This window comes from Saccharothrix sp., assembly GCF_031180885.1.
Classification (GTDB): Bacteria; Actinomycetota; Actinomycetes; order Mycobacteriales; family Pseudonocardiaceae; genus Actinosynnema.
Genome location: NZ_JAPSLK010000010.1, coordinates 184,947 through 198,359, shown reverse-complemented (window position 1 = coordinate 198,359; position 13,413 = coordinate 184,947). Strand labels below are relative to the sequence as shown.

The 13,413-nt window shown below is 73.0% G+C and carries 16 protein-coding genes and 1 pseudogene; 10 read left to right on the top strand and 7 right to left on the bottom strand.

Annotation, left to right across the window (positions count from 1 at the left end):
• Together RIN75_RS15865 and RIN75_RS15860 are read right to left on the bottom strand one after the other, a co-directional pair.
• Positions 1-190, bottom strand: a pseudogene (locus RIN75_RS15865) (hypothetical protein); the annotation flags it as partial.
• Positions 187-654, bottom strand: a complete 468-nt coding sequence (locus RIN75_RS15860; protein ID WP_309112677.1) for a CBS domain-containing protein — start codon at positions 652-654, stop codon at positions 187-189. The gene RIN75_RS15860 and the pseudogene RIN75_RS15865, both read right to left, overlap by 4 nt.
• A gap of 438 nt (positions 655-1,092) precedes the next feature.
• Between RIN75_RS15860 and RIN75_RS15855 the strand changes: the two genes are divergently transcribed.
• Positions 1,093-1,572, top strand: a complete 480-nt coding sequence (locus RIN75_RS15855; protein WP_309112676.1) for a cation:proton antiporter regulatory subunit — start codon at positions 1,093-1,095, stop codon at positions 1,570-1,572.
• 3 nt (positions 1,573-1,575) lie between these two features.
• Positions 1,576-2,715: a cation:proton antiporter gene (locus RIN75_RS15850; protein WP_309112675.1), complete on the top strand. Its 1,140-nt coding sequence runs from the start codon at positions 1,576-1,578 to the stop codon at positions 2,713-2,715.
• 369 nt (positions 2,716-3,084) lie between these two features.
• Here the strand turns inward: RIN75_RS15850 and RIN75_RS15845 are convergent, their stop codons facing one another.
• Positions 3,085-3,774 carry a hypothetical protein gene (locus tag RIN75_RS15845; RefSeq protein ID WP_309112674.1) on the bottom strand — a complete coding sequence of 230 codons (690 nt, stop codon included), beginning with the start codon at positions 3,772-3,774 and terminating at the stop codon, positions 3,085-3,087.
• An 81-nt stretch (positions 3,775-3,855) separates the two neighbouring features.
• Here RIN75_RS15845 and RIN75_RS15840 point away from each other — a divergent pair, with 81 nt between their 5' ends.
• From RIN75_RS15840 to RIN75_RS15820, 5 genes are all read left to right on the top strand, one after another.
• Positions 3,856-4,020, top strand: a complete 165-nt coding sequence (locus RIN75_RS15840; RefSeq protein ID WP_309112673.1) for a hypothetical protein — start codon at positions 3,856-3,858, stop codon at positions 4,018-4,020.
• A 127-nt stretch (positions 4,021-4,147) separates the two neighbouring features.
• Positions 4,148-6,388, top strand: coding sequence for a HAMP domain-containing protein (locus RIN75_RS15835; RefSeq protein ID WP_309112687.1), 2,241 nt, complete (start codon positions 4,148-4,150; stop codon positions 6,386-6,388).
• Position 6,389: 1 nt separating this feature from the next.
• Positions 6,390-7,802, top strand: coding sequence for a poly-gamma-glutamate synthase PgsB (gene pgsB / locus RIN75_RS15830; protein WP_309112672.1), 1,413 nt, complete (start codon positions 6,390-6,392; stop codon positions 7,800-7,802).
• Positions 7,799-8,284: a poly-gamma-glutamate biosynthesis protein PgsC/CapC gene (locus RIN75_RS15825; protein ID WP_309112671.1), complete on the top strand. Its 486-nt coding sequence runs from the start codon at positions 7,799-7,801 to the stop codon at positions 8,282-8,284. Before pgsB ends, RIN75_RS15825 begins: the two co-directional genes overlap by 4 nt.
• Before the next feature lie 32 nt (positions 8,285-8,316).
• On the top strand, positions 8,317-9,345 hold the full coding sequence (locus RIN75_RS15820; protein ID WP_309112670.1) for an NlpC/P60 family protein: 1,029 nt from the start codon (positions 8,317-8,319) through the stop codon (positions 9,343-9,345).
• A 33-nt stretch (positions 9,346-9,378) separates the two neighbouring features.
• On the opposite strand, the gene RIN75_RS15815 is transcribed toward RIN75_RS15820, so the two are convergent.
• From RIN75_RS15815 to RIN75_RS15800, 4 genes are all read right to left on the bottom strand, one after another.
• Positions 9,379-9,807, bottom strand: coding sequence for a hypothetical protein (locus RIN75_RS15815; protein ID WP_309112669.1), 429 nt, complete (start codon positions 9,805-9,807; stop codon positions 9,379-9,381).
• 61 nt (positions 9,808-9,868) lie between these two features.
• On the bottom strand, positions 9,869-10,165 hold the full coding sequence (locus RIN75_RS15810) for a DUF3040 domain-containing protein (RefSeq protein WP_309112668.1): 297 nt from the start codon (positions 10,163-10,165) through the stop codon (positions 9,869-9,871).
• Positions 10,166-10,348: 183 nt separating this feature from the next.
• A complete protein-coding gene (locus RIN75_RS44120; protein WP_375295969.1) occupies positions 10,349-10,549 on the bottom strand; it encodes an NAD(P)-binding protein in 201 nt (66 codons plus the stop codon).
• Entirely contained in the window at positions 10,546-10,707 is a 162-nt protein-coding gene (locus RIN75_RS15800; RefSeq protein ID WP_309112667.1) for a hypothetical protein, read from the bottom strand. The genes RIN75_RS44120 and RIN75_RS15800 overlap by 4 nt, the downstream gene beginning before the upstream one ends.
• Positions 10,708-10,917: 210 nt before the next feature.
• On the opposite strand from RIN75_RS15800, the gene RIN75_RS15795 reads away from it, so the two are divergent.
• Genes RIN75_RS15795 through RIN75_RS15785 form a run of 3 tightly spaced genes read left to right on the top strand, consistent with a single transcriptional unit; the run spans position 10,918 to position 13,171 of the window.
• Positions 10,918-11,601 carry a response regulator transcription factor gene (locus RIN75_RS15795; RefSeq protein WP_309112666.1) on the top strand — a complete coding sequence of 228 codons (684 nt, stop codon included), beginning with the start codon at positions 10,918-10,920 and terminating at the stop codon, positions 11,599-11,601.
• Positions 11,598-12,968, top strand: a complete 1,371-nt coding sequence (locus RIN75_RS15790; protein ID WP_309112665.1) for a HAMP domain-containing sensor histidine kinase — start codon at positions 11,598-11,600, stop codon at positions 12,966-12,968. Before RIN75_RS15795 ends, RIN75_RS15790 begins: the two co-directional genes overlap by 4 nt.
• On the top strand, positions 12,965-13,171 hold the full coding sequence (locus tag RIN75_RS15785) for a hypothetical protein (protein WP_309112664.1): 207 nt from the start codon (positions 12,965-12,967) through the stop codon (positions 13,169-13,171). The genes RIN75_RS15790 and RIN75_RS15785 overlap by 4 nt, the downstream gene beginning before the upstream one ends.
• The last annotated feature ends 242 nt before the right edge of the window (positions 13,172-13,413 follow it).

Sequence of the window (13,413 nt, the reverse complement as noted above, 5' to 3'; positions counted from 1 at the left end):
GCAGGAACACCACGTTCCAGTCCACCCCGGCGTCGAGCGAGTGGAACGCGGTCTCGCCGTCGGTCAGACCGAGGGCGAGCATGAGGGCCGCGCCACCCAACGCGGCGGCGACGCGGTGCACCCGTTCGGTGGCGATCAGGACGTAGGCGCCGATGAACACGACCACCGACAGGACCTGGCTGAGCGTCATGTGCGCGACTCCGAGGCGTTCAGGATGACCTCCAACAGATGTGACGCCGTGACGACGCCGTGGATCTCGCCGCCGTCGGCGACCACGATGAGCGGCGTGTGCAACCGGGCCATCGTCGCCGCGCACTCCAGCACCGTCGCGTCCCCGGACACCATCGGCAGCTCGTACCGCTTCTCCCTGGGCGGCAGGACCTCCTTCACCGACCGGTCGGACAGCCGGCGAACACACACGTCCGCGCCACCCTGCTCGTCGTAGACCCGCGCCAACGACGGGTCCTCCTGCACATAACCCGGCACGCCGAACCGCAACACCTGCGACCCCGGCAACACCGTCACCGGACGGCCCTCGTCGTCGACCACGACCACACCGGGCCGGTGCTGTTCGGCGATCAGCCGGGCGGCGTCCAGCGCGTTGTCGCTCAACCGGACGAGCGGGTAGTCCTCAGCGAGATCACGAGCACGCATGGAAACACCCTGGCAAGAGTCACTGTGGCGGCAGTCACAGGGTGCGCTAGCATCGGACCGTTGTCAGCGCACCACACACGAGGTATGCACCCATGTCCGGACTGGTAATCGCATCCCTGCTGATCGCGGGGTTCGCGGTCGCCGCGCTGGTGCTCCGCGCGGTCGAGCGCCACTGACCCGGTCGCGACCGACCCGGGCGTCGGACCACCGCGTGGTCGCCCGAGGGATGGCGGCGGGGACGGTCGCCTCGGGGTTTCCGGGCATCACGAGTCGATCCCGGGTGGTGCGGCCATGTCGACTCCTGGTCGTGGGCGTCACGTCGTCCGTCGCCGACCAGGCTTCCCGGCACACCGCGCATCACCCTACCCGGCGATCCGGGTGGTGCGCAGGCCGGCGGCATCCCCGGTGCGCGGCCTCCGCACGCGTGATGATGGGGCGATGGACGTCAACGAGGTGCTCCTGCCCGGGGTGGGGTTGCGCTACGAGTTCACCAACGCCGAGGGGCAGCGGATCGGCATCATCGCCCGCCGGTCCGGGGGGTTCGAGGTGGTCGCCTACCCCGACGAAGACCCCGACGAGGGCCGTCCGCTCCTGCGCCTGACCCGCGAGGAGGCGGACACGGTGGCCGAGATCCTGGGTGCGCCGCGCATCGCCGAACGCTTCGCCGACCTCACCAAGGAGGTGCCCGGCCTGGCCGCGGGACAGGTCGTGGTGCCGCCGGAGTCCCCGCACGCCGGCCAGCCGCTGGGTTCGACCCGCGCCCGGACCCGCACGGGCGCGTCGATCGTGGCGGTCGTGCGCGGTGAGGACGTCATCGCCTCACCGGCGCCCGCGGAGGTGCTGCGGGCGGGTGACGTGCTGGTGGTGATCGGCACGCACGAGGGCATCGAGGGCGTCCGGCGGATCATCGAAGGCTGAGGCGTGCACACCTCGCTCGCGCTGCTGCTGGAACTGGGCGTCATCCTCTTGGCGCTCAGCGCCCTCGGCGCGCTCGCCCGCCGGATGGGCCTGTCCCCCATCCCGCTCTACCTGCTCGCCGGCCTCGTGCTGGGCGAGGGCGGCATCGCGCCGGTCCCGGCCGCGGGCGAATTCGTCGAGACCGGGGCCTCCATCGGGGTGGTGCTGCTCCTGCTCACCCTGGGCCTGGAGTTCTCGACCGCGGAGTTCACCCACAGCCTGCGCCGCCACCTCCCGTCGGCGCTGGTCGACCTGGTGCTGGGCGTCGCGCCCGGCGTGGTCGCCGGTCTGCTGCTCGGGCTGGACGCCGTGGCCGTGCTGGCGCTGGCCGGGGCGACCTGGGTGTCCTCGTCCGGGATCGTCGCCCGGCTGCTGGACGACCTGCGCCGGCTGGGCAACCGGGAAACCCCGTCGGTGTTGGCCGTGCTGGTGATGGAGGACTTCGCGATGGCCCTCTACCTGCCGGTGCTGGCCGTGCTCGCGGCCGGCGGCGCGTGGTGGGAGGCGTCGCTGGGCGTGCTGGTGGCCATCGGTGCGGTCGGGGCCGCGTTCCTCGCCTCGCACCGCTACGGCCACCACGTCAACCGGTGGCTGGCCCACCCCGACGCCGAACAACTCATGCTGCGCGTGCTCGGGACCACCCTGGTGGTGGCGGCGCTGGCCGAGTTCGTCGACGTGTCCGCGGCGGTGGGCGCGTTCCTGGTCGGCCTGACGCTGACCGGCGAGTCCGCCGAGCGGGCCCGCGCCGTGCTGGCCCCGCTGCGCGACCTGTTCGCCGCCGCGTTCTTCCTCGCCATCGGACTGGCCGTCAGCCCCGCCGACCTGGTGCCGGTCCTGCCGGTCGCCCTGGCCCTGGCCGCCTCCGGGGTGGCGGCCAAGCTGGCCACCGGCTGGTACGCCGCCGGCCGCGACGGCGCGGGACGACGGGGCCGGCTGCGCGCCGGCACCGCCCTGATCGCCCGCGGCGAGTTCTCCATCGTCATCATCGGCCTCGTCGGCGCGGGACACGCCGCACTGGGGCCGCTGGTGACCGCCTACGTCCTGATCCTGGCCACGGCGGGGCCGGTCATCACCCGGTGGTTCGGCGCGGCACGAGCCGCGTGAGCTTGGGCCACCGCCACCCGGTGCCGGGAGCGACCAGCCGCCGCTGACCCGCGCGCCGGCGATGCGGGCGTCCACCCCGCTCGTCGCCGGCTCGTGGTGGCCGTTCGAGTGGGAATTCGCGGGCGGCGCGAGCGTGGCCAAGGCGCGGACAGCGCAACCGATGGCCATTCGCATGGAACCCCGTCGACACCACAGCCAGGTTCCCCGACGGCCACCTGATGGCCGTGTCACAGGCGTTCGCACCACCGGTCGTTCACATCGGCCTTGCACTGGCGCGCCTTCGCGTTTCCTTGACGATCTTCGCGATGCCCGTGGAGATGCAACTGCGGCCGTGTGGTGTGCCATGCCGAGCCGGGCGCGAGTTCAGTGTCAGGGACGGTCCAAGGCGTCGCCCAGGGCTCGTACGACCGCCGCCCGGACCTCCGCGTCGTCGCGAGCGCTCCTGCTGAGTTCGACGTGCAGGAATTCGACGCCGTGCCGCGCCGCGACCTCGCCCTGCTTGTTGCGCCTGCCTTCGAGGTCACCGCAGTCGTGTCGCCAGGCCCGGCACACGCGCAGGTCGTCGTCGAGCCGGTCCGCGATGTCGTCGAGCAGGGGGCCGTCGTCGCCCGCGCCGGCGGACAGCACCAGGTCGGCGGAGGGCAGGCCGGCGTCGCCGAAGCCGTGCAGTTGGAGCTGTGGCAGGTGCCGCCGGGTGTGCTCCTCGGCGATGGCGTGGAACATCGAGTCGGTCCGGTGTGCCACGTCACCGGCACCGTTGGCGGCCCGCCGGTGGGTGCCCGCGATCACGAGCACCGCGCCCGGGACCTCGCGGAACAACTGCACACCGATCACCTCGGTGCCCAGGTCGTTGGCCGGGTGCGGGACCTGGACGACCACCCGCGCCGGCCGGGACAGGTCGATGACGTAGCGCCCCCAACCCCGGTTTGCCGCCGGGCCGCCGCCGACGGTCGCGTACGGGCGCCCGGTGCCGGAGTCGGTGGCGTACTCGACGTCGAGTCCCAGCGACCGGAGATCGTCGACCAGACCGGCGGGCGGGTCGCCCGGTGTGTCGCCCATCCGGCCGAGCGCGTCGGAGACCGCTCGCCGCTCCCTGCCGCTGGGCGGCGCGTAGGCGGCGTCCTCGCGCAGGGAGGCGGCGTGATCGCGGATTTGCGCCTCGAGGTCGACGAGGCGTGGCGACCGGGCGCGGTCCGGGGCACGGTTCTGAACATCGACGACGACCGCGGCAAAAACGATCACGGTCGCGCCGGTGAGCAGCCACCACCGATATCGAACACGACGAAAATCGATCACGTAACGTGAGTCTCTTTCACTCAACCGGGTGGCCATTTGTCGCCCTGTGGTGCGGCGCTGCCCACGATCTAGTGCACAATCTACGAGTTCTTGGTGTGGGGGTAGCGCAATCGGGGGGCGCACCCACTGATGGGTGATGTTCGGAGAGCCGTTGCGCCAGCACAAAGCCGTCACAGTGCGTGACGACCCGGTAAGACGCCTGCGAGCACAGCTCCCGGAAGCAGCGTTCCCCGCCACGGCGCGGACGTTGCCGACCGTGCTGCTGGTGCTGTTCCTCGGCCTCGCGGGCACCACCTTCCTCCTGCTCGACGACCGCGAGGGCCACGAGGTGCCCGCGGCGTTCGTCGACGCGCAGCGGGAAGTCGCCTCGAGCACCGCGAAGTCGGTGGGCGCCACCGCCAGCCAGCGCGTGACCGACCTGCGCATGGCCGCCCTCGACCGGTCCGAGCCCGGTCCCCTGCTCGACGCGCTCGCGCGCGACCGGAAGTGGCGGGGAGCCGCGGTGCTCGCGGGTCCGGCCCGCTCGCTGGTCGCGGCCAAGGGCGAGGCGGTGCCGGCGCAGGCCGTCCCGGCCGACGCCACCGACGCGACGGTGACCTCGACCGTGGCGGCCAACGGCGAACCCGTCCTGGTCGTCGGCGCGCCGCTGCCGGACGGGCGCCTGCTGGTCGCGACCACCGCCGTGCGGCTGCCCGACGCGGCGCAGGACGAGACGCTGCGACAGGCGTTCGTGCTCACCACGCTGTCCGGCAAGGTCCTGGCCTCCTCCGGGGCGCAGTGGTGGAACGCCGACCCGAAGACCGCCGCCCTGGTCTCGGACGCGGGACGGGCCGCCGCAGGGACGCCGGGGGTGCTGCTCGGCACCCCCACCGGTGAGCGGCAGCCGACACTCGGCTATGCCCGCGTCACCCCGCCCAGCGCGCCCGGCGGGCTGGACCTCGCCGTGGTGGCCGCGGCCGAGGGGCCGCTGGCACACCGGGGCGCAGCGGGCTCGGGCCTCCTCCCTGCCGTCGCCCTGGCGGTGCTCGCCGTCATCGGGTACGTGGTGGTGACGCGGGCCGTCACGCGCCCGGTGCTGGCCGCGCGGGCCGACCTGCTGCGCCTCGCCGCGGGTGACCTCGACACCGACATCCGCCCCGCCCGCACCGGTGAGGCCGCCCGCATCGTGGCGGCGGCCCAGCTGTGCCAGGACCGGCTGACCGGAGGCGAAGGGAACACCGAACCGGTCGCCGGCCGCCGGTTCACCGCGCGCGTGGCCGCCGGTCTGGTCGCCGCCACGGTCTTCGCCTGGTCCGGCTACGTGCTGGTGGCGTACCGCACCAAGGACGTCGACATCCCTCCGGTCCTGGTGGGCACCGCCCGCGTGCAGACCGACAAGGCCACGGACGCGCTGCGCCGCAGCCTGAACAACGGCCTGTCCGACCTGGAGGCCCTCGCCGCGCAGGCCAAGGACCCGGCCACGCTGCGCAGCGCGTTCGAACGGCTGATGGTCGGCCAGACCCGCTACCGCAGCCTCTACCTCGTCGACCGCGGCGGCGCGCCGGGCGACCCGGTCGGGCGGCCTCCGCTGCGCACAACCGCACCCCCCGCCACCGGCGCCGGCCTGCACCAGCAGGACCAGTCCGGCCGCGTGCCGGTGATCTTCGCGGAGGTGCCGCTCGCCGAACGGGGCGGTGCGCTGGTCGGGGAGTTCGACCTCGACCACCTGCGGTCGCTGCTGGACCAGGTGCCCGGCCACGCGCGCGTCGTCGACCGCGACCTGCGCACGGTCCACGCCACCGACGGGTTCGTCGCCTTCGAGGAGGTCACGAAGAAGGACGTGCGCGACACCGTCGAACTCGCCCGGGACGGGCAGGTCGTCGGCACCATCCGAGCGGGCAGGGACGGGCCGGTGATCCTCGCGTCGGCGGCCGTGCGCGGCGGGGCCGCCGGTCGGCTCGGGTGGACGGTGGTCACCGAGCAGCCCGGCTCCGAGCTGGCGTTGCCGGAGAACCTCGTGCGCAAGAACGCGCAGCTCGTCGCGCTCGTCGCCGCCCTGATCGCCCTGTTCGGCTACGGCTGGCTGCTGTTCACCGTCCTCGGGCCGCTGCGCCGGATCGCACGCGCGGCGGACCGGCTGGTCGCGGGTGACTTCGACGCGGTGATCTACCCCCAGCGGCACGACGAGATCGGGACCATCGCGTCGTGCCTGGAGATCTGCCGCCAGGCCGTCACCCAGGGTCCCGGGCGGTTGGGCGAGGTGCGCCGGCCCCGCGGCGCGGCGACCGACCCGACGCAGCTGTTGAAGCCGGTCGTCCAGCCCGACCGGCGCCCGGCCCGGGCGACTCGCCCACCACGGCGGAGGGGACCGGAACCCACCCGGGCGGGGAGGGCGTGACGTGACCTACCTGTACGTGGTCTTCCTCCTCCTGACCGCCGGGCTCCTCGCCGCGGGTGTCACCGAGCAGCGCCGGCACCTGGCACAGCTGGCCGGCATCGAGCACCGGGTGCTGGTCAACGGCATCCGTGGCAAGAGCTCGATCACCCGGCTGTGCGCGGGCGCCCTGCGCGGCGGCGGCCTGGTCACCACCGCCAAGACCACCGGCACCGCGGCCCGGTTCATCCACCCCGACGGCAGCGAGGAGCCCGTCTACCGCAAGTGGGGCATCGCCAACGTCGTCGAGCAGATCGGCATCGTGCGCCGCGCCGCCGCCTACCGGTCCGACGTGCTGGTCATCGAGTGCATGGCCGTCATGCCCGACCTCCAGGAGATCAACCAGAGCAAGCTGATCCGCTCCACCATCGGGGTGCTGTGCAACGTCCGCGAGGACCACCTCGCGGAGATGGGCCCGACCCTGGACGACGTGGCGCGATCGCTGAGCCGCTCCATGCCGGTGGGAGGGGTGTGCGTCACCGCCGAACGCGACCGGTTGCACATCCTGGAGCGGGAAGCGGCCAAGCGGGACTGCGAACTCGTCGTGGTGGACCCGGAGTCGGTCACCGACGAGGAGATGGCCGGGTTCAGCTGGGTGACCTTCAAGGAGAACGTGGCGATCGCCTTGGCCGTCGCCGACCTGCTGGGCGTCAACCGGCGGTCGGCGCTGGAGGGCATGTGGTCCGCGCCTCCGGACCCCGGTGTCCTGTCGGTGCAGACGCGGACCGTCGACGGCAAGCGGGTCAAGCTCGCCAACGTGTTCGCCGCCAACGACCCCGAGTCGACGTTGATGAACATCGAGCGCCTGCTGGAACAGGGCGCGATCGCGCGTCCGCTGCACGTGGTCGTCAACTGCCGGCCGGACCGGGTCGAGCGCAACCGGCAGATGGGCGCGCTCGTCGCCAGGATCGACCCGGACCGGGTGCTGCTGATCGGCGAGCCGACCCGCAGCGCGCGTTCGACCATCGAGGACGAATGGCAGGACGTCGTGGTCGACCTCGGCGGCCCCCGCTCTCCGGAGGAACTCCTGGACGCCGTGCTGGACGGCGTCGACGGCCATGCGTCCCTCGTCGCCATCGGCAACATCCACGGCCAGGGCGAGGTGCTGCTGGCCGCGTTGGAAGGGCTGCCGGAGGAAGCGCGGGAGGAGCCGCCGCCGGCGCCCCGGCGACCGGGCCCGCGTCCACGACCGACGCCGCCACCGCGATCAGCGCCACCGCCACCGCCACCGCCACCGCCACCGCCACCGGCGCGTGACCAGGTCCACCGCCGCATCCGCGGCAACCTGTTCGAACCGCCGCACGACCCGGGCGATCGCCGCCCCCAGCCGGTCCGGCGTCCCGGGCCGGTCGGCCACCGACCGAGGAACCACTCGTGACCAACGGATCGCTCCTGCTGCCCGAGGTGGCCACGCTCGGCCTCGCCATCGGCCTGGTGTTCTCCCTGGCCTGCTACCTGACCACCAACCTGTCGCCGGGCGGCATGATCACGCCGGGCTGGCTCGCCCTGACGCTGGTCGAGGACTACCGCCGCGCCCTGCTGGTGGTCGTGATGAGCGGCGTCACGTTCGGCGCGGTGAAACTGCTGCAGCGGGTCGTGATCCTCTACGGCAAGCGCCTGTTCGCCGCCGTCGTGCTCACCGGCGTCCTGCTCCAGACCACGTTGTTCATGCTGATCCAGCACGACTACCCGTTGCTGTTCGCCCACCAGACGCTCGGTTTCGTCGTGCCGGGGCTCATCGCCTACCAGCTCGTCCGACAGCCGCCGCTGGTCACGGCGCTGGCGACGGGTACCGTCAGCGCCGCCGGTTACGGCGTGCTGGCCAGCGGTGTGCTGATCGGCTTGGTGCCCACGGTCTGAACGGTCGGCGGTGGAGGTACGAGGTGGAACGCATGCCCGCACGCCGGCCGGTGGTCGTCGCCGTCATCGCCGTGGTCGTGCTCGCCGTCGGGGTGCTGGTCTGGTGGCGCGGCGGGTCGGGGGAACCCTCGACGAGTGCGGCAGCCGAGGCCCTGACCCCGTCCCGGAGCAGCACGGTCCCGTCGTCGGCCGAGCTCGTCTACGAGCGGGTCGACGGGCCTTCCCGAACGGTGGTCCGCGACCAGGACGGCGACGTCGTGGCCGTGTTCACCGACGACGCCCGGACGGTGCTCGTCAACGGGCCGCGGCGGACGTTCAGCGAACCCGCCGCCACACCGGCGAAGGTCAACACCTCCGCCTGGGTCCGGCTGTCCCCGCAACCCTGGCGGGCGGGTGCCGAGAACGACGCCTGGTTCCGCGACTGGTTCGCCGCCGCCCGGCTCGACACCAGCCCGGACGTGCTGGAGGTGGCCGCGCAGTACATCGCGGGCGCGCCCGCGGAGACCGACGCCAAGGGCGTGCGCTTCCGGGGTGACGCGTCGTTCGGACCGGTCAAGGCGTCGGGGGCGGGCCGGCAGGAGCAGTCCGACTTCTACGACTACCTCGGCGTGCCGTGGCAGTTCCCCGGCGGACCCTCCGTCCGACCCGAGCAGAGCCGCTACGGGGCGGTGGACTGCTCGGGCTACGTGCGGCTGGTGTTCGGTTACCGCCTCGGCATGCCGCTGCTGGGCACCAACACCGCCGGACCGGGCCTCCCCCGCCGGGCCTACGCCCTCTCGCGCTTCGGCCCCGGCGTCCAACTCGTCGCCGACGAGGGCAGGCGGGCGACCGACTACGGCGTCCTGCAACCCGGCGACCTGGTGTTCTTCGAGGTCGAGGACGATCCCGACACGTTGGACCACGTGGGGATCTACCTCGGCCTGGACGATCGCGGCAAGCACCGCTTCATCTCCAGCCGGGAACGGGTCAACGGACCCACGATGGGCGACGTGGGCGGCACGTCGCTGCTCGACGACGGTGGTCACTACTCCAAGGCATGGCGCTCCGCGCGTCGCCTGTGACCGGTTCGGCGGTCGTGGCGGTGGTCCAGGCGGTCAGAGCGGGTCGAAGAGGCCGATCGACCAGCGGTCCGGCGGTGGGTTCCTGTTGAACGGCCGGTAGGAGTACGCCGGCCGGCAGCCCACGACCAGCAGCCGGCCCGGTTCCAGCACCACGTCACGGCGGACCTCCACCTCCTCGGTCAGGGTGCCCGAGCACAGGACGAGGTGGTGCAACCCCGGCGACAGCGGCCGGAACCTGGAGAACGGCCACTGGGAGTCCGACTCCGCGAGCACTTCGCCGTCCTCCAGGACCCGGTTCACGCGGAAGTAGCGGGAGGCGGTGTGGCGCACGGAGGTCCGGCTGACGGTGAACATCAGCAGCCCGGTCTCGTGGCGCCTGCGCCGCCGGTTCACGCGGTACCTGGTCACGCGCGGGATCCGATCCCAGCGGAGGTCGTCGACCTCGATTCGAAGCTCCCCCACCGAGGTCTCCTCCCGTTCAGAACGGGCGGTCGGCCCGTCATGGTCGGATCGCGAAGTTCGGTCACCGACGGCCGCGAACGTCCCACCACATGCGCAGGTGGACAGCCATCGGAACGGCTGTCATGACCACAGCGCCGGAGACCACCAGCACTGCAGAGTAGGTGGCCGCGCCGCTGATGCCCAGCGTCAGCCCGATCCCCCAGCACCCGAGCATGACGGCGACAGACCGCCTGGTACGCGCACGAGACACCGCCCGCAGGTCCATAGTGGACAGCGTTGCGCGGAGTTCGGGATCGCTGCGGGACAGCCGGCGTTCGATCTCGTCCAGCGCCCGCCGATCACGGTCAGGGATCGTCACGCTCACCACATCCCACGGCCGACACCACCCAGTATGGCTTCCCCGCCCCGGAGCGCGGAAGCCTGGCGAGCAGCTTGGAGAACGCCGGACGCCGCGGACACCTCCACGCCACACCAACGGCCGCCGCCGCGAGCAGGTCCGCGCCACCGACCGCCAGGGACGAGCCGTGGCTCGCGAACAGCGTCACACCAGGCGCCGTCGCCCAGCAGAACCACCCGGCCGCGGCTCCACCGGTCGAGCACGACCTGGCTGAGGGTGTCGTAGTAGACCGACTCGGCCGTCCGCAGCCTCGACCACGACCGGCTCCCACCCCGCCCGGCGCAGCCGCAGCGCGGCCCCCAGCCCCGCGATGCCCGCGCCGACGATCACAGCACGCTTGCTCATGTGGTGTCCCCCTTCGTGGACAGACCGGCGGCGACGACGTCCACCAGCAGGTCGATGATCTCGGGGTGGAGGGCCGGGTCGCCGAGCCGGTCGGCGAACATCGGCACCAGCAGGACGGTCTGCAACACGCCGATGACCACCCGGGGATCGACGTCCACCAGTTCACCGGCGCGTTGCCGGTTTTATGGTTTCAGCGGGTGGGCGAGGGGCCTGCCACACGGTGGGGGGAAGGTCATAACCGGATCGGTGATTTGTTTTCAACCGGTGGGACGGGACGCGCCACACGACCTTGCGATCGCCTTGCGATTCGCGTCGGGGGTGAGCGGGCGCAACACTGGCACCCCGTCACGGGACAGAATCGAGCCGTTATGGGTTTCTCGGTACTGCTCGTCGAGGACGACGAGCACATCAGGCGCGCGTTGGGGCTGGCGCTGGCCGACGAGGGGTTCGCGGTCACCGACGCGGTGTCCGGCGAGGAGGCGCTGGACCTGCTGACGCGCAGCACGTTCGACGTGGTGCTGCTCGACCTGATGCTGCCCGGCGTGGACGGGCTGGAGGTCTGCCGCACGCTGCGCGCCAAGGGTGACCTGCCGATCATCATCGTGACCGCCCGCACCGACGCCTCCGACGTCATCACCGGCTTGGAGGCGGGCGCCGACGACTACGTCACCAAGCCGCTGGTCGCGGGCGTGCTCGCGGCCCGCATCCGCGCCCTGCTGCGCAGGCGGGGCACCGGCCGCCCCGACGAGGTGCTGCGCGTCGGCGACCTGGAGGTGCTGCCCGAGGTCGGCAAGGTCCACCGCGGCGGGGACGAGCTGCACCTCACCCGCACCGAGTTCCGGCTGCTGGTGGAACTGCTGTCGGCGGCGGGCCGCATCGTGACGCGCGAGGACCTGCTGCAACGGGTGTGGGGCTACGACTACTTCGGCGACACCCGGCTGCTGGACGTGCACATCCGCCGCCTGCGCCGCAAGGTCGAACCCGACCCCGACAACCCGGCCCTCGTGCTCACCGTGCGGGGCGTGGGCTACCGGACGGAGACGCGGGCGTGACGCCGCTGCCCCGGCTGTCCCTGCGGTGGCGCGTCGCGCTCGTGCTGGGCGTGGGCTCGCTGCTGATCACCAGCGTCCTCGCCGTCGCGATCTGGAACCTGACGTCCGGGTACATGCTGCGCCAGCGCGAGCAGAGCGGCGTGCGCCAGGCCGAGGTCAACGCGCGGCTGGTCGGCGAGTCGCTGCGCAAGGGGTCGGAGGGCCTGGACGAGCTGCTCACCGGTCTCACCACCGGGCCGGACACCACGGTCATGCTGTTCCAGTCGGGCGGGGTGCTCACCAGCGGACGGCAGGTGGACCCCGCGGTCCTGCCGCACCGGCTGCTCGACCTGGGCCGCAACGGTGTGCCGGCGGCCCAGCGACTGGTCGTCGACGGCATCCCGGTGCTCGCCGTGACGCTGCCCATCGGCTCCGCGCGGGCCACCTACGTCGAGCTGGCGCCGATGCTCCAACTCGACCGCACCTTCAGGTTCCTCAGCGCCGTGCTCGTCGGTGGCGTCGTGCTGAGCGGGCTGCTCGGGGTCGCGCTGGGGTCGTGGGCGAGCCGCCGGGCCCTGCGCCCGCTCACCGCGCTCACCACGGCCGCCTCCCGCATCGCGGGCGGCGACCTGCGCGCCCGGCTGCCCGACCAGACCGACCCCGACCTCACCCCGCTGGCGACCACGTTCAACGCCACCGCCGACGCCCTGGAACGGCGGGTGCTGCGCGACGCCCGGTTCGCCGGGGACGTCAGCCACGAACTGCGCTCGCCGCTGACCACGATGGTCAACGCCACCGCGGTGCTCACCCGGCGGCGCGCGGAGATCCCCGGCACCGCGGGGCAGGCGGTGGACCTGCTCGCCTCCGAGGTCGACCGGTTCGCGCGGATGGTCGTGGACCTGCTGGAGATCTCCCGCGCCGACCAGCGGGTGGACGACACCGCCCTGGAGACCATCGACCTGGTCTCGCTGGTGCACAACGTGCTCGCCGCCCGCCCCGGGCACCCGGTGCCCGTCGAGGCCGACCACCCCGCACCCCGGGTGCTGGGCGACCGGCGGCGGTTGGACCGCGTGGTCACCAACCTGCTGGACAACGCCGAACGGCACGCGGGCGGCGTTGTGCGCGTGGCGGTGCGGCGCCGGGACGGGCACGCGCGGCTGGAAGTCGACGACACCGGTCCCGGTGTTCCCGCCGACATGCGGGACCGCATCTTCGAGCGGTTCGACCGCGGCACGCGGGCCGGCAGCCGCAGCCGTGACACCGGCAGCGGGTTGGGCCTCGCCCTGGTCGCGCAGCACGTCACCCTGCACGGCGGCACCGTCGCGGTCGAGGAGCGCCCGGGCGGCGGAGCCCGTTTCGTCGTGGAGATCCCGGAGGCGCGGCCGTGAAAGCGCTCGTGCTCGCGCTGCTCACCACGACCCTGCTCGCCGCGTGCGGCGTGACGGCACAGGACGAACCGCAGCCGCTCACCACCTCCACCGCCGATCCCGCGGCGACCCCCACCCTCACCCAACGCCCGGACCGCACCACATCGTCCTCGCCGACCCCCACCCCGACGACCGCTCCCCCGCACCCGTCGACCGGCCCCTGACCGGATCGGCGGCCCAAGGCCGTTGCCGGGTCGACGCACCGGAGCACGCGCATCGCGCTCCGGTGCGCCCTGGGAAAGGGCGTGCTCCCACCGTTCCCCGACGGTCGGGAGCGCCCGATGTCCGCTGTGCCCCCGGCTCCGCCGCCGTGCACGCCTTTGCCACGCCCGCGGCCCCTGCGAGGACCGGCCAGAGCACCCGTTGCACCGCGTGTTCCTCCCCCCTGGCCGGTCCTCGCCGCCGA